The sequence below is a fragment of the Micromonospora sp. CPCC 206060 genome, from assembly GCF_036906895.1.
In the GTDB taxonomy this organism is placed as follows: Bacteria; Actinomycetota; Actinomycetes; order Mycobacteriales; family Micromonosporaceae; genus Micromonospora.
In genome coordinates, this window is record NZ_JBAKHU010000011.1 from 41,271 (window position 1) to 58,486 (window position 17,216).

Consider the following 17,216-nt stretch of genomic DNA (forward strand, 5'->3'; position numbering starts at 1 on the left):
GAACGAAGGGCAGGCACCGGTGAGCGCGAGGAGTGAGCCGGGGTTGCGAGCCCCGCAGTCGCGAACGAAGGGCAGGCACCGGTGAGCGCGAGGAGTGAGCCGGGGTTGCGAGCCCCGCAGTCGCGAACGAAGGGCAGGCACCGATGACCCTGGAGGCCGACGAGATCGCGGTGGTGGGGGCCGGGCTGGCCGGTTGCCTCACCGCCTGCTTCCTGGCCCGCCGTGGCTACCGGGTGGCGCTCTACGAGCGGCGGCCCGACCCGCGTACCGGCACCGTGGAACGGGGCCGCTCGATCAACCTGGCCCTGTCGGAGCGGGGCCTGGACGCGCTGCGCCGGATCGGCCTCGCCGAACAGGTGATGGCGGACGCCCTGCCGATGCGCGGCCGGATGATCCACCCGGTGCAGGGGGAGACGAACTTCCAGCAGTACAGCGTCTCCGGGGACCGGGCGATCAACTCGATCAGCCGGGGCGCGCTGAACAACGCGTTGCTCGACGCGGCCACCCGGCTGCCCGGGGTGCGGGCCGCCTTCGACCACCGGCTGGTCGGCCTCGACCCGGCCACCGGGGCGATGCGCTTCGAGACCCCGGCCGGTGAGGTCACCGCCACCGCCGCCGTGGTGCTCGGCACCGATGGCGCCGGCTCCGCGGTGCGTCAGCAGCTCCTCGGGTACGGCCTGCTGACCGAGCACGTCGAGTTTCTCGACTACGGGTACAAGGAACTCACCATCCCGGCGGTCGACGGGGAGTTCGCCCTCGACCCGGACGCGCTGCACATCTGGCCGCGCGGCACCTCGATGATGATCGCGTTGCCCAACCCGGACCGTTCCTTCACCTGCACGCTCTTCTGGCCCAACGAGGGGCCGGGCAGCTTCGCCGCGCTGGCCGACCCGGCCGCCATCGAGGCGCACTTCGCCACCCACTACCCGGACGTGCCGCCGCTGGCCCCGAAGCTGGTCGACGACTACCAGCAGAACCCGGTCGGGCAGCTTGGCACGGTGTACTGCACGCCGTGGCAGGTACCCGGCCGGGTCGCGCTGCTCGGGGACGCGGCGCACGCCATCGTGCCGTTCTACGGGCAGGGCGCGAACTGTGCCTTCGAGGACGTGGTGGAGCTGGACCGCTGCCTCGACGAGTGCGGCGACGACTGGGCCGCCGCGCTCCCGCTGTTCCAGCAGCGGCGGCAGGACAACGCCGGGGCGATCGCCGAGATGGCGCTGGCCAACTTCGTGGAGATGCGGGACAAGGTCGCCTCGCCGCTGTTCCAGCTCGGCCGGCGGGTCGAGCACGCCCTGGAACGGGCGCTGCCCGGCCGGTACGTTTCCCGGTACGAGCTGGTGTCGTTCACCACCACCCCGTACGCCGAGGTGCGCCGCCGGGTCCGCCGGCAGCACCAGGTCCTCGGCGCGGTCGCGGCCGGCGCGGCGGCGCTGCTGCTGGGGGCCCTCACCGCCGCCGTACGCTCCGGGAGGCGCCGATGAACTGGGATCCGGTCCTGATGTCCGGGCGGGCGTCCGGGGAGCCGGGGCTGCTGCGCAACTTCGTCGGCGGCGAGTTCCTGCCGGCCGGGAAGACCTTCGCCAAGGCCAGCCCGGTCACCGGCGAGACCGTCTTCGAGGTGGCCGAGGCGGACGCCGGCACGGTCGACGCGGCGGTCGACGCCGCCCGTGCCGCGCTGCGCGGCCCGTGGGGGCGGATGGGTGACCGGGAGCGGGCCGAGGTGCTCCGCCGGGTCGCCGACGAGCTGGAACGGCGCTTCGACGACCTGGTGACCGCCGAGGTGGCGGACACCGGCAAGGCCATCTCGCAGGCCCGGACCCTGGACATCCCGCGCGGTGCGGCCAACTTCCGGGCCTTCGCGGAGATCGTCGCCACCGCGCCGACCGAGTCGTTCACCACGGTCACCCCGACCGGCGGCCGGGCGCTCAACTACGCGGTCCGCAAGCCGGTGGGCGTGGTCGCCATCGTGGTCCCCTGGAACCTGCCGCTGCTGCTGCTCACCTGGAAGGTCGCCCCGGCCCTGGCCTGCGGCAACGCCGTGGTGGTCAAGCCCAGCGAGGAGACCCCGGCCTCGGCGACCCTGCTGGCCGAGGTGATGGCCGCCGCCGGCGTACCGGACGGGGTGTTCAACCTGGTGCACGGCTTCGGGCCCGACTCGGCGGGGGAGTTCCTCACCCGGCACTCCGATGTCGACGCGATCACCTTCACCGGCGAGTCGGCCACCGGCAGCACCATCATGCGGGCCGCCGCCGACGGGGTGAAGGCGGTCTCGTTCGAACTGGGCGGCAAGAACGCCGGCCTGGTCTTCGCCGACGCCGACCTGGACGCGGCGGTCGCCGGCTCGGTCCGGTCCAGCTTCACCAACGGCGGTCAGGTCTGCCTCTGCACCGAACGGATCTACGTGCAGCGGCCGGTCTTCGAGGAGTTCACCGACCGGCTGGCCCGGCGCGCTGCGGAACTGCCGTTCGGCTGGCCGGCCGACGAGGCCACGGTGAACATGCCGCTGATCTCACACCAGCACCGGCGCAAGGTGCTCGGCTACTACGACCTGGCCCGGGACGAGGGCGCCGAGGTACTGGCCGGGGGTGGCGTGCCGCTCTTCGGCGACCTCCGGGACGGTGGCGCGTACGTCCAGCCGACGGTGCTGGTCGGGCTCGGCCCGGACGCCCGGACGAACACCGAGGAGATCTTCGGCCCGGTGGTCCACCTCGCCCCGTTCGACGACGAGGAGGAGGCGTACGCGCTGGCCAACGGCACCGAGTACGGTCTGGCGGCGGCGGTCTGGACCCGGGACGTCGGCCGGGCGCACCGGGCCGGCGCCCGGCTGGACGCCGGCATCGTCTGGGTGAACACCTGGTTCCTGCGCGACCTGCGCACCCCGTTCGGTGGTGTCAAGGCCTCCGGTATCGGCCGGGAGGGTGGCGTGCACTCGCTGGACTTCTACTCCGAACTCACCAACGTCTGCGTGGATCTCACATGACCGATATCGAACTGGCAGCCGGCGAGCTGCTCCAGGCCCGGGAAGCCGGCAAACCCTGCCCGCCGCTACGCGGCCGGCTGCTGCCCTCCGGCGACGTCGACGCGGCCTACCGGGTGCAGCAGCACCAGGTACGGCAGTGGCGGGCCGCCGGGCACCGCCGGGTGGGCGCCAAGATCGGCCTGACCTCCCGGGCGGTGCAGGAGAACCTCGGCGTGCACCAGCCCGACTTCGGGGTGCTGCTGGACAGCATGGCCGTACCGGACGGCGACGAGATCGACGTGACCCGGCTGCTCCAGCCCCGGGTGGAGGCGGAGATCGCCTTCGTGCTCGGTGCCGACCTGCCCGAGGAACGGGTGACCACGGTCGACGTGATCCGGGCGGTCGACCATCTGCTGCCGGCCATCGAGGTGGTCGACTCACGGGTGGTCGACTGGGACATCTCGATCGTGGACACCGTGGCCGACAACGCCTCCAGCGCACTCTTCGTGCTCGGTACCGCCCCGCGCCGGCTCGCCGACGTGGACCTGCGGCTGTGCGGGATGGTGCTGGAGCACGCCGGGGAGCCGGTCTCGGTCGGCGCCGGGGCGGCCTGCCTGGGCAACCCGCTGCACGCGGTGGCCTGGCTGGCGCAGACCATGGCCCGCTCCGGTGACCCGCTGCGGGCCGGGGAGGTGGTGCTCTCCGGGGCGCTCGGTCCGATGGTGCCGGTCACCCCCGGTGCCGCGTACGAGGCCCGGATCTCCGGGCTCGGCTCGGTCCGGACCTGCTTCAGCGAAGGAGCCTCCGCATGACGACCGGCGTGGCGGTGATCGGGTCGGGCAACATCGGTACCGACCTGATGATCAAGGTGCTCCGGCTGTCGGACTCGCTGCGCATGGTGGCGATGGCCGGCATCGACCCGGACTCCGACGGGCTGGCCCGGGCCCGACGCTTCGGTGTGGCGACCACCGCAGAGGGCGTGGACGGGCTGGTGGCGATGCCCGAGTTCGCCGACGTCGAGCTGGTCTTCGACGCCACCTCGGCCGGCGCGCACCGGCACAACGACGCGGTACTGGCCCCGTACGGCCGCACCGTGGTCGACCTGACCCCGGCGGCGGTCGGCCCGTACGTGGTCCCGCCGGTCAACCTCGACCAGCACCTCGGTGAGCGCAACGTCAACATGGTCACCTGCGGCGGGCAGGCCACCGTGCCGATCGTGGCCGCGGTCGGCCGGGTCACCCCGGTGGCGTACGGGGAGATCGTCGCCTCGATCGCCTCGAAGTCGGCCGGCCCGGGTACCCGGGCCAACATCGACGAGTTCACCGAGACCACGGCCCGGGCGATCGAGGTGGTCGGCGGCGCGCAGCGCGGCAAGGCGATCATCGTGCTGAACCCGGCCGACCCGCCGCTGCTGATGCGGGACACCGTCTACTGTCTCTGCCCCGACAGCGGGGCGGACACCGCCGCGATCGCCGCCTCGGTGCGGGACATGGTCGCCACCGTCCAGGAGTACGTCCCCGGGTACCGGCTCAAGCAGGACATCCAGTTCGACCGGGTGGACAGCTACGTGCCGACGCTCGGCCGGCACTTCACCGGGGTGCAGGTCTCGGTCTTCCTGGAGGTCTCCGGCGCCGGGCACTACCTGCCCGCGTACGCCGGCAACCTGGACATCATGACCTCGGCGGCGCTGCGTACCGCCGAGCGGCTGGTGGCCGTCCGCCAGCAGGGGGTGCTGCGATGACCGAGCTGTACATCCAGGACGTGACCCTGCGCGATGGGATGCACGCCATCGGGCACCGGTACACCGTCGACCAGGTGCGCTCGATCGCCGCCGCGCTGGACGCCGCCGGGGTGGCGGCCATCGAGGTGGCCCACGGCGACGGGCTGGCCGGCTCCAGCGTCAACTACGGCCACGGCGCGGCCAGCGACGCGGAGTGGATCGCCGCCGCCGCCGAGGTGCTGACCACCGCGAAGCTCACCACGTTGCTGCTGCCCGGCATCGGCACCATCGCCGACCTGAGGGCGGCCCGGGACCTCGGGGTGACCAGCGTCCGGATCGCCACCCACTGCACCGAGGCGGACATCTCCGCGCAGCACATCTCCTGGGCCCGGGAGAACGGCATGGACGTCTCCGGGTTCCTGATGATGTCGCACATGTCCGACCCGGCCGGGCTGGCCGGGCAGGCGAAGCTGATGGAGTCGTACGGGGCGCACTGCGTCTACGTCACCGACTCCGGGGGCCGGCTGCTGATGTCCGACGTGGCGGAGCGGGTCGACGCGTACCGGCAGGTGCTGGAACCGACCACGCAGATCGGCATCCACGCCCACCACAACCTGTCCCTCGGGGTGGCCAACAGCGTGGTGGCGGTGGAGCACGGCCGGATCGTCGGGGTGGGGCCGCTCGGGTCGCCGGACGGCCGGACGGTCCGGGTGGACGCGTCGCTGGCCGGGCAGGGCGCCGGGGCGGGGAACGCCCCGCTGGAGGTCTTCGTCGCGGTCGCCGAACTGCACGGCTGGAAGCACGGCTGCGACGTGTTCGCGCTGATGGACGCGGCCGAGGAGCTGGTCCGGCCGTTGCAGGACCGGCCGGTCCGGGTGGACCGGGAGACCTTGTCGCTGGGCTACGCCGGGGTGTACTCCAGCTTCCTGCGGCACGCCGAGCGGGCCTCCGAGCGGTACGGGGTCGACGTCCGGTCGATCCTGATCGAGCTGGGACGACGCCGGATGGTCGGTGGTCAGGAGGACATGATCGTGGACGTGGCGCTCGACCTGGCGCGTCGGGACGGGGAGGAACGCTGATGACAGTCGAGCAGGTGTCGCCGGTGGACGTCGCGGAGCTGGCCGCCCGCCTCGACACGGCAGCCGTCGACGCCACCGCCATCGGGCAGCTCGCCGACGAGGTGGGCCTCGACGTCGACGGCGGGTACGCCGTGCAGGCCGCGCTGGTCGGGCGCCGGCTGGCCCGGGGTGAGCGCCTGGTCGGGCTCAAGATGGGGCTGACCAGCCGGGCCAAGATGGCCCAGGTCGGGGTGGACGAGGTGATCTGGGGCCGGCTGACCGACGGGATGCGGGTGCCGGACGGCGGCACGGTCGACCCGGCCGCGTTCATCCATCCCCGGGCGGAGCCGGAGGTCGCCTTCCTGCTTGACCGGTTGCCGGAGCCCGGTGAGCCGGTCGGGGACTTCACCGACGCGGTCCGCGCGGTGGCCCCGGCCATCGAGCTGATCGACTCCCGGTACGCCAACTTCCGGTTCTCGCTGCCCGACGTGATCGCGGACAACACCTCCGCCGCCGCGTTCGCCATCGGCCCCTGGTCGCCGGTGCCGGACGGGCTGGACAACCTCGGCGTCCTGCTGGAGATCGACGGGCGGATCGCCCAGGTCGGGTCGACCGCAGCGATCCTCGGCGACCCGCGCCGCGCCCTCGACGAAGGGCTCCGCCTCGCCGGCCGGTACGGCGTCCGGCCCGCCGGAGGATGGGTCTTCCTGGCCGGGGCGGCCACCGCCGCCGTACCGCTCAGACCCGGCAACCACGTCCGGGCCGTGGTGGAGAAGCTCGGTACGGCCACCCTGAAGGCGGCGGCGTGAGCGGGGGCGGCGGTCACGGGCCGCCCGGCGGCGCCCGGGTGGTTGCCGGCAAGGCCGTGCCGCGTGGGGCGTTTCCGCACGTCAAGGTGGCGAACGGGTTCGTCTTCGTGTCCGGTACGTCGTCCCGGCGGCCGGACAACAGCTTCGCCGGGGTCGAGGTGGACGAGTTCGGCACCACCAACCTGGACGCCCGGGTGCAGACCCGGGCGGTGATCGAGAACATCCGGGACCTGCTGCGCGCGGTCGGCGCCGACCTGTCGGATCTTGTGCAGATCACCACGTACCTGGTGAACATGAACGACTTCGGGGGCTACAACGAGGTCTACGCCGAGTACTTCGACACCACCGGTCCGACCCGTACCACCGTCGCCGTGCACCAGCTTCCGCACCCGCACCTGCTGATCGAGATCCAGGCCGTGGCCGTACTACCCGAAGGGGGCAGACCGTGAGCGAGATCGCCGAGCCGTTCAGCTTTCCCGGCTGGATCGCCGACAACCAGCACCTGCTCAAGCCGCCGGTCGGCAACAAGGAACTCTTCCCCGGGCAGGACGACTTCATCGTGATGGTGGTCGGCGGCCCGAACCAGCGCACCGACTTCCACGTCGACCCGTACGAGGAGTTCTTCTACCAGATCAAGGGCAACATGCACATCAATCTGATGCTGCCGGACGGGCCGCGTACCGTGCACGTCCGCGAGGGTCAGATGTGGATGCTGCCGCGCAACACGCCGCACTCCCCGCAGCGCCCCGAGCCGGGCTCGATCGGCATGGTGGTCGAGCGGGTCCGCGAGGAGGGCACGCTGGAGACATTCCAGTGGTACTGCCCGGAGTGCGGGCACCAGGTGCACGAGGTGGAGTTGCAGGTGCGGGACATCGCCGCCGATCTGCCCCCGGTCTTCCAGGCCTTCTACGCCGACGAGGCCGCCCGCACCTGCGGCAACTGCGGCCACCTGCACCCGGGCAAGGGCTGATGAGTTCTCCGGTCGTCGACGTGCACACGCACGTCGTACCGAAGGGGTGGCCCGACCTGGGCGCGGCGTGCGGTGGCGACGGCTGGCCCTGGCTGCGGGTCGACTCCGAGCGGGCCGCGATGATCATGGTGGGGGAGACCGAGTTCCGCCCGATCGGCGCCGAGTGCTGGGACGCCGACACCCGACTGGCCGACATGTCGGCCGACGGGGTGGACCTCCAGGTGGTTTCACCCACCCCGGTCTTCTTCTCCTACGACCGTCCGGCCGACCAGGCCGTCCGGGTCGCCCGGATCTTCAACGACCTGACCCTGGAGGTCACCTCGGCGGCCCCCGACCGGCTGGTGCCGTTCTGCCAGGTGCCGTTGCAGGACCCGGACGCGGCCTGCGCCGAACTGGACCGCTGCCTGGCCGCCGGGCACGCCGGGGTGGAGATCGGCAACCACGTCGGCGACCGGGACCTCGACGACGCGGGGATCGTCACCTTCCTCACCCACTGCGCCGAGGTGGGCGCCCCGGTCTTCGTCCACCCGTGGGACATGGCCGACGGGCCGCGACTGGACCGTTGGATGGCCCGCTGGCTGACCGGGATGCCCGCCGAGACCCACCTGTCGGTACTGGCGATGATCCTCGGGGGGGTCTTCGACCGGGTGCCGGAGTCGTTGCGGATCTGCTTCGCGCACGGCGGTGGCAGCTTCCCGTTCTGGCTGGGCCGGGCCGACAACGCCTGGCACCGCCGGGGTGACCTGGTCCGGGGCGCCTCGGTGGCCCCACCCGGCAGCTACCTCGACCGGTTCTACGTCGACTCGGTGGTCTTCGCCCCGGCCGCCCTGCGACTGCTGGTCGACACCATGGGCGACGACCGGGTGATCGTCGGCAGCGACTACCCGTACCCGCTCGGCGAACGGCCGGTCGGCGCGGTGGTGCACCGCGCGGACTTCCTCACCGGGGAGCAGCGGCAGCGGCTGCTGGGCGGCAATGCGTTGCGTTTCCTCGGGGGGCCCTTCCTTACCATTGGCGGATGAGTGAGCCGCACGACCTGACCGCACTGGAACAGGCCGCCGCCATCGACCGGGGTGAGCTGAGCAGCGGCGAGCTGGTCGAGCACTACCTGACCCGGATCGACGCGCTCGGCGACACCGTGGGTGCGTTCGTCACGGTGACCGGGAAACGGGCCCGGGGTCAGGCCCGGGACGCCGACGCGGTGCCGAAGGCCGAACGGGGACCGCTGCACGGCGTACCGACCGCGATCAAGGACCTGACCCTCACCGCCGGGGTCCGCACCACCTTCGGTTCGGCCGCCTTCGCCGACTTCACCTCACCGATCGACGCCGACGTGGTCCGGCACCTGCGCGCCGCCGGGCTGGTCAGCCTCGGTAAGACCACCACCTCGGAACTGGGCTGCTCGCTCTACTCGGAGACCCTGGTCGCCCCGCCGGCCCGTAACCCCTGGGAGCTGTCGTACACCGCCGGTGGTTCCAGTGGCGGTGCGGCAGCAGCCGTCGCAGCCGGCCTGGTCCCGGTCGCCCAGGGCTCCGACGGTGGCGGCTCGCTGCGCATCCCCGCGTCGATCTGCGGTCTGGTCGGCTACAAGCCCAGCCGGGGAGTGGTCTCCGGCGGCCCGCTCGGCTTCGGCGCGTTCGGCCTGCCCACCAACGGCCCGATCGGCCGGACCGTGACCGATGTCGCAGCCCTGCTCGATGTGATGTCCGTCCCGGTGCCGGGCGAGCCCTACCTGCCCCCGCCGCCACCCGAGGAGGGCTACCTGGCCGCCGCCCGGCGCGCCGAACCGGGGCCGCTGCGGATCGGCCGGTTCACCACCGGCATGCTCGCCGACGAGCCGCCGCACCCGGACTCCCTGGCCGCCGTCGAGCGGGCCACCGCCCTGCTCACCGCCGCCGGCCACGAGGTGGTCGAGGTCCCCGCACCGTTCGGCCCCGAGTCGTGGCCGCTGTTCCGGACCGTCTGGTACGTCATGGCGCTCGCCCCGATGCCCGCCGACCGGGAGAGCCAACTGCTTCCGCTGACCCGGTACCTGCGCGAGGAGGGTGCGCAGGTCAGCGCGGGTGCGCTGATGTCCGCCCTCGGTGAGTTGCAGGCGCTGGTCCGCCGGGCGGCGCGCCGGACCGCCGGGGTCGACCTGCTGCTCTGCCCGACCCTGGCGACCCCGCAGGCCCCGATCGGCTGGTTCACCGGGCCGGGTGACCCGGCGGAGGATTTCGACCGGCAACGGCGCTTCTCGCCGTACTGCGCGGTCTTCAACCTCACCGGCCAACCGTCGGTCTCCCTGCCGGTCGGCACCACCGGGGACGGTCTGCCGGCCGGTGTCCTGCTCACCGCCGGGTACGGGGAGGATGCCCGGTTGCTGGCCGCCGCCGCCCAGCTGGAACAGGTTTCCGGTGGCTGGGATCGCCACCCCGCGATCTGGGGGGCCGTGCCCTCCAGTAACGTGAACAGCAGCTGAGTCGGGCGGCCGGCTGACCTCGCTCGTCCATCCGACCGGTGCTCTGGTCTCTCTTACCGCCTGGGGGCGTTGGGATTGTCTGTTACCGAGACGTTGGTGGTCTTCGTCGGCATCCCGGCAGTCGTGGTCCTGGTGATCGCCGCGCTGGCGTTCGCCGGGGACCGCGGCGGCAGTGGTGGTGCCAAGCGCTACCGGCCGGGCCGGCCCTTCGACTTCACGCCGGTCTGGTTCCTGAGCCGCCCGGAGCACCTGGCCGACTCGGCCGGCGCGGCGCTCACCGCCGGTGCCCAGGCTCCCGCGCTGACCAGCCGCAAGCTTGAGGAGGCGGGCACCGCGGTGCCGGCCGGTGGAACCGGAGGCGCAAGTGACCGTTGGTGAGAAGCCGGTCGAGGTGGGTACCCGGCCCGAGGTGCTGGACGGCCCGTTCTCGACCCGTCAGTTGCTCCGTATCGACGAGGCGCTCCGCATCGCCGACCAGGGGACCGGGCTGGTCTTCTCGGTCTTCGTCGGTGGTCTGGACGAGCCGACCCGGGCGCACGCCGAGCGGCTGCACTCCCAGCTTGCCGAGCCGTCCCGCTCGGTGCTGATCGCCATCTCGCCCAACCAGCGGCAGTTGGAGATCATCACCGGCAAGGAGGCGCGCAAGCGCATCCCGGACACGTACGCCAAGCTCGCCGCGCTCTCCATGGTGGCCGCCTTCGGCGGCGGTGACCTGGCCGGCGGCATCATCAGCGGCCTGGACCAGCTCGCCAGCCACGCCGGCAAGTCGATCTGACCCACCCCGCCCCGCTTCGCCCGGCCCGTTCCGGCCCGCCCGCTCCGGCCCGCCCGGATGCCGGCCGGCGGCGGGCAGGCCGTGCTGGGCGGGTCCGTATCGCCCGCTGGTCGACAGCCGCAGCAGACCTCCGGTTCGCCGCCTGTCGAGCTGCACCGTCTGTGCCAGCGCGCGAGGGCCGGCCATCAAACCAGAATGATGCCGGCCCCCCACCGCGGGTCGAAACCCTCACCACCGCCGACCTGCCCTGTCTCTGCCCCGATCGGCCTTCGACCACCGCTCTGCCCGGCCGGCCCCAGCCTCCGTCTCCGCCCGGTCTTCGAGCGCCCGATGATCCACTCGTTTTCCAGGTAGTCGGGGTGTCAGCCCCGGCCCGATAGCCCGATTTCCTGAAAACCGAGTTGATCGAGGAGAAGGGTCAGGCCGTCCAGTCCGCCGGGGTGACCGTCACCGCGAAGGGCAGCTCGACCCGGAACCGGTCGGCCGGCCCCACCGACCCGACCAGCTCGTAGTGCCCGATCTTGGCGCGCTGGTAGAGGTGAGCCGCCGGCCCCAGGTCGATCCGTTCGATCCGCCAGTACGACTCGATGCCGGCCTCGGCGTAGAGGGCGGGTTTGGTGAACCGGTCATGCCGCCGGCTGCCCGGTGACTCCACCTCCACCACCAGCGCCACCTGGGCGGGATCGGCCCACAGGTCATCGGCCGGAGCATCTGGCCGGAGCACGGTCAGGTCGGGGATCAGGTTGCCGGCGGGAACCCGGAGTCCGATCTCCCGGATCACCCGCCAGCCGGGCGGCGCGGCGGCGCGCAGCGCCAGCCGGATCTCGTCGGCCAGCTCGTGGTGCCCGAAGCCGGCTGGGGGTGTCACGTGCAGGCTGCTGTCGACCAGCTCGTAGCGCTGCCCGTCCTCGGGCCGGCGGAGCAGGTCGTCCTCCCGCCACTCGTCAGCCGACAGCCGCCAGTCGAAGACCGTTCGGGTCATGGGGCCTCACCTCCGGACACGATAACGGCCCGGGGTCGGCGCGGTTACGGACCGCGCCGGCCCCGGGCCGGGTACCGATCAGCCGCTGCGGCTGTCCCGCTCACGGGCCTTGATCGACCGGACGATGCTGTCCCGGCCCTCGGCGACCAGCCGGCGCAGCGGCCCCGGCCGGTCCGGCTGGGCGAGCCAGGCGTCGGTGGCCGCCACCGTGTCGGCGTCCACGTGGTAGGCCGGGTAGGCGAACTGGACGAACTCCTGCGCCGGCTCGCTGTCCCGGCTGGCCCAGATCTTGTCCACCACCGCGAAGTACCGCTCCCGGTACGACTCGGTCAGCTCCACCTGCGTCGGGTGGTAGAAGCCCTGGAGCAGCGCCCGGTGCCGCCAGTTCGGCAGCGTGTCCGGGCCGGTCAACTCCGCCCACACCGCAGCCTTGTTCTCCGGGGTCGGCAGCAGCGCCCGGGTGAACGCGGCCTCCCGTTCGCCGCTGGCCGTCCGGTCCCGGGCCAGCTCCGCGTCGATCTCCGCGGTGCCGGCCACCCTGTTGGCGACCAGCGCCGCCAACAGCGTCCAGCGCAGCTCGGTGTCGATGGTCAGCCCGGCCGGTACCTCCACCCCGTCCAGCCAGCCACGCAGCGCCGCCAGGTGGGTGTCCGACCGGGCCGCGGAGGCGAACGCCCGCGCCCAGGCGAGCTGGAAGCCACTGCCCGGCTCCATCCGGTGCAGCGCCTGCCACGCGCTGCTGGCCAGGTCGGCCCACCCGGTCGGCGCCCAGGTCGGGTCGGCGTAGAAGGACAGCGTGCTGGCCACCTGGCGCAACGTCGGGGTGACCAGGTTGATGTCGGTCTCGGCGGGCAGCCCGGCCAGCGCCAGCGCCACGTAGTCCCGGGCGGAGAGTTCCGCGTCCCGGACCATGTCCCAGGCCGCCGTCCAGCAGAGCGCTCGGGCCAGCGACGAGTCGAACGCCCCGACGTGCTGCACCACGAACGCCATCGACCGCCCGTCCAGACGCAACTTGGCGTACGTCAGGTCGTCGTCGTTGAGCAGCAGCACGTCCGGTACCCGGACCCCGCGCAGATCGGTGAGCTCGGTACGGTCCCCGGCGATGTCGACCTCGATCCGCTCCCGGCGGACCAGCGCCCCGTCGACCAGGTCGTAGAGGCCCACCCCGATCCGGTGGGTACGCAGCGTGGGGTGCTCGGCGGGTGCCTCCTGGTGCACAGTGACCCGCTCGTAGGTGCCGTCGGCGGTGATCGCCACCTCCGGCCGCAGCGTGTTGACCTGTGCGGTCTCCAGCCACTGCGCGGCGAACTTGCGCAGCTCCCGACCGGATGCGGTCTCCAACTCGGAGAGCAGGTCGTCGAAGGTGGCGTTGCCCCAGATGTGCTTGGCGAAGTAGGCCCGCAGACCGGCGAGGAACGGCTCCAGGCCCACGTACGCCACGAGCTGCTTGAGCACGCTGGCGCCCTTGGCGTACGTGATGCCGTCGAAGTTGACCTCGACCGCCGCCAGGTCCGGCATCTCGCAGTAGACCGGGTGGGTGGAGGAGAGCTGGTCCTGCCGGTAACCCCAGTTCTTCCGGACCGCCAGGAACGTCGTCCACGCGTCGGTGAACCGGGTGGCGTGGGTGTTGCACCAGTGGCTGGCCCACTCCGCGAACGACTCGTTCAGCCAGAGGTCGTTCCACCAGCGCATGGTGACCAGGTCACCGAACCACATGTGGGCGAGCTCGTGCAGGATCGTGTTGGCCCGCTGCTCGTACTCGTAGTCGGTGACCTGGGAGCGGAAGATGTAGTGCGACTCGGCGTGCGTGACGCAGCCGAAGTTCTCCATCGCCCCGGCGTTGAAGTCCGGCACCCAGAGCTGGTCGTACTTGGGCAGCGGGTAGCGCACCCCGAACTGCTCGTGGAAGAAGTCGAAGCCCTGCTTGGTGACGGTGGACAGGTCGTCCGCGTCGAGGTACTGGGCCATGCTCCGGCGGCAGAAGAAGCCCAGGTCGATGCCGTCGTGGTGGTCACGCACCTCGTGGTACGGGCCGGCGCAGAGCGCGGTGATGTAGGTGCTCATCCGGGCCGAGGTGGCGAAGTGGACGGTCTTCGACTCCTCCCCGGCCGCCTCCTCCCGCTCCACCGGCATGTTGGACACCACCCGCCAGTGCGCCGGGACGGTGGCGTGCCAGGTGTAGACGCTCTTCAGATCCGGCTGGTCGAAGCAGGCGTAGACCCGCTGCGCGTCGGCGGTCTCGAACTGGCTGTACAGATAGGTCTCGCCGTCCACCGGGTCGACCGACCGGTGCAGCCCCTGACCGGTGCTGGAGTACGCGAAGTGCGCCTCCACCACCAGGGTGTTCTCCGCAGCCAGCCCGGTCAGTGCCAGGCCCTTCTCGGCCGACCAGCCGGTGACGTCCAGCGGGCTGCCGTTGAGCGTCGCCGACCGGACCGACTCGGCGGCCACCTCGATGAACGTGGTCGCACCCGGCTCGGTGCAGCTGAACCGGACCTCGGTCACCGAACGGAAGGTGCGGCTGCCGGCCGCCTGCCCGGCATCCGACAGGTCGACGGCGATGTCGTACCCGGCGACGTCGAGCAGGCGGGCCCGCTCCGTCGCCTCGACCTGTGTCAGGTTGCGTACTCCCGGCACTCTGTATCTCCATCCGATTCTCGCCATACTCAACGGCGTTGCCAGCGCGGGGACCGCTCGTGGCGGTCCGCCCCCGACCGAGTCTTCCATGACCGGTGCCCGTCGGCGGCCGAGGTCACCGTCTCATTCACATGTCGACGACGGGGGTCGGGGGTGAAGATCAGTGGAAAGAGCAGCCGGGCGTTGTGACGTCCGGTCCTTCCGGAGGGACTTCCTGTGACCGAACGCGTCACTGTCGACATGTGGTTCGACCCTATCTGCCCGTGGGCCTGGATCACCTCACGCTGGCTGCTGGAGGTGGAGCAGGTACGGCCGATCGACATCCGGTTCCACGTCATGAGCCTCTCCGTGCTCAACGAGGGGCGCGACGTACCGGAGCAGTACCAGGAACTGATGCGCACCGGTTGGGGACCGGTCCGGGTCTGCATCGCGGTGGGACAGCAGCACGGTGCCCAGGCGGTCCGTGATCTCTACACCGCCCTCGGTACCCGGATCCACCTGGGCAAGCAGGAGCTAAGCCCGGAGTTGTTCGCCGCCGCTCTCGCCGACGTCGGGCTGGACCCGGCGCTCGCCAGTGCGGCCGACTCAACCGGGTACGACGAGGCCCTGCGGGCCAGCCACGAGGCGGGCATGCGGCCGGTCGGCCAGGATGTCGGTACGCCGGTGATCCACGCCCCCGGTCCCGTGCCGGGGGAGAAGGTGGCCTTCTTCGGTCCGGTGATCACCCCGGCGCCCAGGGGCGAGGCCGCCGGCCGGCTCTGGGACGGCGTCCTGCTGGTGGCCGGCACGCCCGGCTTCTACGAGCTCAAGCGCACCCGCACCCTCGGCCCCATCTTCGACTGAGGTGTAAGGAAGGGCCCCCGCTTAACGCATTCGGTAGAGGAAGGGCCCCTTGTTAACAGCTTGGTGTTAACAAGGGGCCCTTTCTTGCACCGGGGCCACGCGCACCGGGGCCGGTGTCCGATCCCCGAACGGCGTGACCGGGCAGTGGTCGGCATCGTTGCACTGGATGTCGTCGCGGCCGGGTGCCGGACCGCGGTTTCTGCGGTGGGCGACCGGCCGCACCGGTAACCGGAGGAGGCACCCAGATGGGCAAGCACAGTCATACCGCCGCCGACGAGTCCGCATCCCGTCAGAGCCGGGACGCGGTCTCGGAAAACCTCGGTACGGCGTACTGGTCGGTCGATGACTGTGCCTGGCCCACGGTTCAGCCGGACCTGCCCGGCTACCTGTTCGACCTGCTCGCCCCGCCGATCGTGGTCGGCACCGCCCCGGTGGTGCCCACGTCGCGACTCAGTTTCTCCGGTCCGGCCGTACCGGTACCGGCCCGATCCCGCCCGGCTTCGGTACCCGTGTCCGCCCGATCCCGTTCGGCTCCGGTACCGGCCGCCCGGCCGCACCCGGTCGGGGCGCCCCCGGTCCCGGCCCCGACCAGCCCGGGACGGCACCGCCAGCCGGGCGACCCGGCCTGACCGGCGACCGGGCCTGACCGGCGATCCGGGCGGGTCACACCAACCAGTGGACACGTCCGGGGTGTCCGTCGCGGTGCCACCGGGCGGCGGTAGCGTCAGCGGCATGACGGTCGTGCATCCGATCGCCCGGGCCTGGATCACCACTGGCGGCACCGGCGCGCAGAACTACGACGAGTTCGCCGACGACGCGGAGATCACCGCGATCATCGAGGCGAACCCGCACAGTGCCCTGGCCATCGAGATGCCCCACCGGGCGCCCGGCAGCCTCGGTCGGTCCTTCCTCGACGCGCTTCCCGACGCGGTCGCCCGTCTCGCCGAGGCCAAGGCCGACGGCAGCTACACCCCGGCCGAGCAGGTCGTGGTCCTCTACCGGATCAGCTCCCCGCTCGACGAGCCGGCATACGGGATGTTCGCGCTGGTCGACACCGACCAGATCTCCACCAGCGCCGACGAGCCGGGGCTGGTGATCCGCAACGAGGACGTCTTCATCGCCAAGGTGCGCGAGCGAGTCGCCCTCGCCGAGGCGCTCGGTCACCTGCTCTCGCCCGTACTCCTGCTCCAGACCGGGCGGGGCGACGAGTTGCACGGCGCGCTCGCGGCGGCCACCGATGCGGCCGGCGCCCCGGCCGCGACCGACACCGACCAGTCCGGGCGTACCCACGCCATCTGGCTGCTGGGCCCCGGGCCGGAGCAGGACGCACTGCGTGACCTGGCCGGCGGCGGTGACCTGGTGGTGGCCGACGGCAACCACCGGAGCCTGGCCGCCCAGACCGGTGGGCTGCCCCGCTTCCTGGCCGTGATCACCACCCCCGCCTCGGTGGCGATCCAGCCCTACAACCGTCTGGTCAGTGAGCTGACCGTCGGCGCCGACGAACTGCTCGACCGGTTGCGCGGCGCAGGTGCCCAGGTGGAGCCGCTGGACGGTCCGGTCGACGTGCCGGCCTCGGGCGGGGCGGTCCACATCTACCTCGCCGGCCGGGGGTACGCGGTACGCCTGCCGGCCGGCCCGGGTGGCGTGGTGGAGAACCTCGACCACGCACTGGTCGAGCGGTTCCTGCTGCGTGACGCGCTCGGGCTGGACCCGGGCGACAAGCGGATCACCTACGTCGGTGGCGACTATCCGGCCTCCTGGCTGACCGGTGAGGTCGACGCGGGTCGTGCCGAGCTGGCGGTGCTGATCGCCCCGGTGACCGTCGACGACTTCGTCGCGGTGAACCTCGCCAGGGAGAAGATGCCGCGCAAGAGCACCTGGTTCACCCCGAAGGCACGCGGCGGGCTGGTCCTTGCCGAGCTGGGCGCCGGTCCTGCCCGCTGACCCGGTGGCGTCCTGCCCCCTGACGGTGGCGTCCTGCCCCTGAGGCGGGTGGCGTCGC

General features: G+C 72.1%; 17 protein-coding genes. 15 read left to right on the forward strand and 2 right to left on the reverse strand.

Annotated elements, in window-relative coordinates; genetic code table 11:
- Nucleotides 1–143 precede the first annotated feature (143 nt).
- The 12 genes from V6U90_RS10895 (at nt 144) to V6U90_RS10950 (ending at nt 10,752) form a co-directional block, all read left to right on the forward strand.
- Complete coding sequence (locus V6U90_RS10895) at nt 144–1,481, forward strand: FAD-dependent oxidoreductase (protein WP_334434106.1); 1,338 nt, start codon at nt 144–146, stop codon at nt 1,479–1,481.
- Between the two features lie 17 nt (nt 1,482–1,498).
- Complete coding sequence (locus V6U90_RS10900; protein WP_334434234.1) at nt 1,499–2,980, forward strand: 2-hydroxymuconic semialdehyde dehydrogenase; 1,482 nt, start codon at nt 1,499–1,501, stop codon at nt 2,978–2,980.
- Nucleotides 2,977–3,771: a 2-keto-4-pentenoate hydratase gene (locus V6U90_RS10905; protein WP_334434108.1), complete on the forward strand. Its 795-nt coding sequence runs from the start codon at nt 2,977–2,979 to the stop codon at nt 3,769–3,771. The genes V6U90_RS10900 and V6U90_RS10905 overlap by 4 nt, the downstream gene beginning before the upstream one ends.
- Complete coding sequence (locus V6U90_RS10910; RefSeq protein WP_334434110.1) at nt 3,768–4,700, forward strand: acetaldehyde dehydrogenase (acetylating); 933 nt, start codon at nt 3,768–3,770, stop codon at nt 4,698–4,700. Before V6U90_RS10905 ends, V6U90_RS10910 begins: the two co-directional genes overlap by 4 nt.
- Complete coding sequence (dmpG, locus tag V6U90_RS10915; RefSeq protein ID WP_334434112.1) at nt 4,697–5,758, forward strand: 4-hydroxy-2-oxovalerate aldolase; 1,062 nt, start codon at nt 4,697–4,699, stop codon at nt 5,756–5,758. The genes V6U90_RS10910 and dmpG overlap by 4 nt, the downstream gene beginning before the upstream one ends.
- Nucleotides 5,758–6,546, forward strand: a complete 789-nt coding sequence (locus tag V6U90_RS10920; RefSeq protein ID WP_334434114.1) for a 2-keto-4-pentenoate hydratase — start codon at nt 5,758–5,760, stop codon at nt 6,544–6,546. Before dmpG ends, V6U90_RS10920 begins: the two co-directional genes overlap by 1 nt.
- The gene (locus tag V6U90_RS10925) at nt 6,543–6,995 is read left to right on the forward strand and encodes a RidA family protein (RefSeq protein WP_334434116.1); all 453 of its coding nucleotides are present in this window, start codon (nt 6,543–6,545) and stop codon (nt 6,993–6,995) included. Before V6U90_RS10920 ends, V6U90_RS10925 begins: the two co-directional genes overlap by 4 nt.
- Entirely contained in the window at nt 6,992–7,516 is a 525-nt protein-coding gene (locus V6U90_RS10930) for a 3-hydroxyanthranilate 3,4-dioxygenase (RefSeq protein ID WP_334434118.1), read from the forward strand. Before V6U90_RS10925 ends, V6U90_RS10930 begins: the two co-directional genes overlap by 4 nt.
- On the forward strand, nt 7,516–8,538 hold the full coding sequence (locus V6U90_RS10935) for an amidohydrolase family protein (RefSeq protein WP_334434120.1): 1,023 nt from the start codon (nt 7,516–7,518) through the stop codon (nt 8,536–8,538). Before V6U90_RS10930 ends, V6U90_RS10935 begins: the two co-directional genes overlap by 1 nt.
- The gene (locus V6U90_RS10940; protein WP_334434122.1) at nt 8,535–9,977 is read left to right on the forward strand and encodes an amidase; all 1,443 of its coding nucleotides are present in this window, start codon (nt 8,535–8,537) and stop codon (nt 9,975–9,977) included. Before V6U90_RS10935 ends, V6U90_RS10940 begins: the two co-directional genes overlap by 4 nt.
- Before the next feature lie 69 nt (nt 9,978–10,046).
- Nucleotides 10,047–10,355, forward strand: a complete 309-nt coding sequence (gene ctaJ, locus V6U90_RS10945; RefSeq protein WP_442933565.1) for an aa3-type cytochrome oxidase subunit CtaJ — start codon at nt 10,047–10,049, stop codon at nt 10,353–10,355.
- A complete protein-coding gene (locus tag V6U90_RS10950; RefSeq protein WP_334434124.1) occupies nt 10,342–10,752 on the forward strand; it encodes a DUF5130 family protein in 411 nt (136 codons plus the stop codon). Before ctaJ ends, V6U90_RS10950 begins: the two co-directional genes overlap by 14 nt.
- A gap of 418 nt (nt 10,753–11,170) precedes the next feature.
- Here V6U90_RS10950 and V6U90_RS10955 read toward each other — a convergent pair whose 3' ends face one another.
- Together V6U90_RS10955 and pepN are read right to left on the reverse strand one after the other, a co-directional pair.
- A complete protein-coding gene (locus V6U90_RS10955; RefSeq protein ID WP_334434126.1) occupies nt 11,171–11,734 on the reverse strand; it encodes a Uma2 family endonuclease in 564 nt (187 codons plus the stop codon).
- Between the two features lie 78 nt (nt 11,735–11,812).
- Nucleotides 11,813–14,371, reverse strand: a complete 2,559-nt coding sequence (gene pepN, locus V6U90_RS10960; RefSeq protein ID WP_334434128.1) for an aminopeptidase N — start codon at nt 14,369–14,371, stop codon at nt 11,813–11,815.
- Between the two features lie 216 nt (nt 14,372–14,587).
- On the opposite strand from pepN, the gene V6U90_RS10965 reads away from it, so the two are divergent.
- From V6U90_RS10965 to V6U90_RS10975, 3 genes are all read left to right on the forward strand, one after another.
- On the forward strand, nt 14,588–15,214 hold the full coding sequence (locus V6U90_RS10965; RefSeq protein WP_334434130.1) for a mycothiol-dependent nitroreductase Rv2466c family protein: 627 nt from the start codon (nt 14,588–14,590) through the stop codon (nt 15,212–15,214).
- A 245-nt stretch (nt 15,215–15,459) separates the two neighbouring features.
- On the forward strand, nt 15,460–15,843 hold the full coding sequence (locus V6U90_RS10970; protein WP_334434132.1) for a hypothetical protein: 384 nt from the start codon (nt 15,460–15,462) through the stop codon (nt 15,841–15,843).
- Between the two features lie 103 nt (nt 15,844–15,946).
- Nucleotides 15,947–17,158 carry a DUF1015 family protein gene (locus V6U90_RS10975; RefSeq protein WP_334434134.1) on the forward strand — a complete coding sequence of 404 codons (1,212 nt, stop codon included), beginning with the start codon at nt 15,947–15,949 and terminating at the stop codon, nt 17,156–17,158.
- Nucleotides 17,159–17,216: the final 58 nt, after the last annotated feature.

What these genes read in the sequence shown, in the direction of transcription:
- V6U90_RS10895 (WP_334434106.1), top strand. Translation starts at nt 144, where the DNA reads ATGACCCTGGAGGCCGACGAGATCGCGGTGGTGGGGGCCGGGCTGGCC.
- V6U90_RS10900 (WP_334434234.1), top strand. Translation starts at nt 1,499, where the DNA reads ATGTCCGGGCGGGCGTCCGGGGAGCCGGGGCTGCTGCGCAACTTCGTC.
- V6U90_RS10905 (WP_334434108.1), top strand. Translation starts at nt 2,977, where the DNA reads ATGACCGATATCGAACTGGCAGCCGGCGAGCTGCTCCAGGCCCGGGAA.
- V6U90_RS10910 (WP_334434110.1), top strand. Translation starts at nt 3,768, where the DNA reads ATGACGACCGGCGTGGCGGTGATCGGGTCGGGCAACATCGGTACCGAC.
- dmpG (WP_334434112.1), top strand. Translation starts at nt 4,697, where the DNA reads ATGACCGAGCTGTACATCCAGGACGTGACCCTGCGCGATGGGATGCAC.
- V6U90_RS10920 (WP_334434114.1), top strand. Translation starts at nt 5,758, where the DNA reads ATGACAGTCGAGCAGGTGTCGCCGGTGGACGTCGCGGAGCTGGCCGCC.
- V6U90_RS10935 (WP_334434120.1), top strand. Translation starts at nt 7,516, where the DNA reads ATGAGTTCTCCGGTCGTCGACGTGCACACGCACGTCGTACCGAAGGGG.
- V6U90_RS10940 (WP_334434122.1), top strand. Translation starts at nt 8,535, where the DNA reads ATGAGTGAGCCGCACGACCTGACCGCACTGGAACAGGCCGCCGCCATC.
- V6U90_RS10955 (WP_334434126.1), bottom strand. Translation starts at nt 11,734, where the DNA reads ATGACCCGAACGGTCTTCGACTGGCGGCTGTCGGCTGACGAGTGGCGG.
- V6U90_RS10970 (WP_334434132.1), top strand. Translation starts at nt 15,460, where the DNA reads ATGGGCAAGCACAGTCATACCGCCGCCGACGAGTCCGCATCCCGTCAG.
- V6U90_RS10975 (WP_334434134.1), top strand. Translation starts at nt 15,947, where the DNA reads ATGACGGTCGTGCATCCGATCGCCCGGGCCTGGATCACCACTGGCGGC.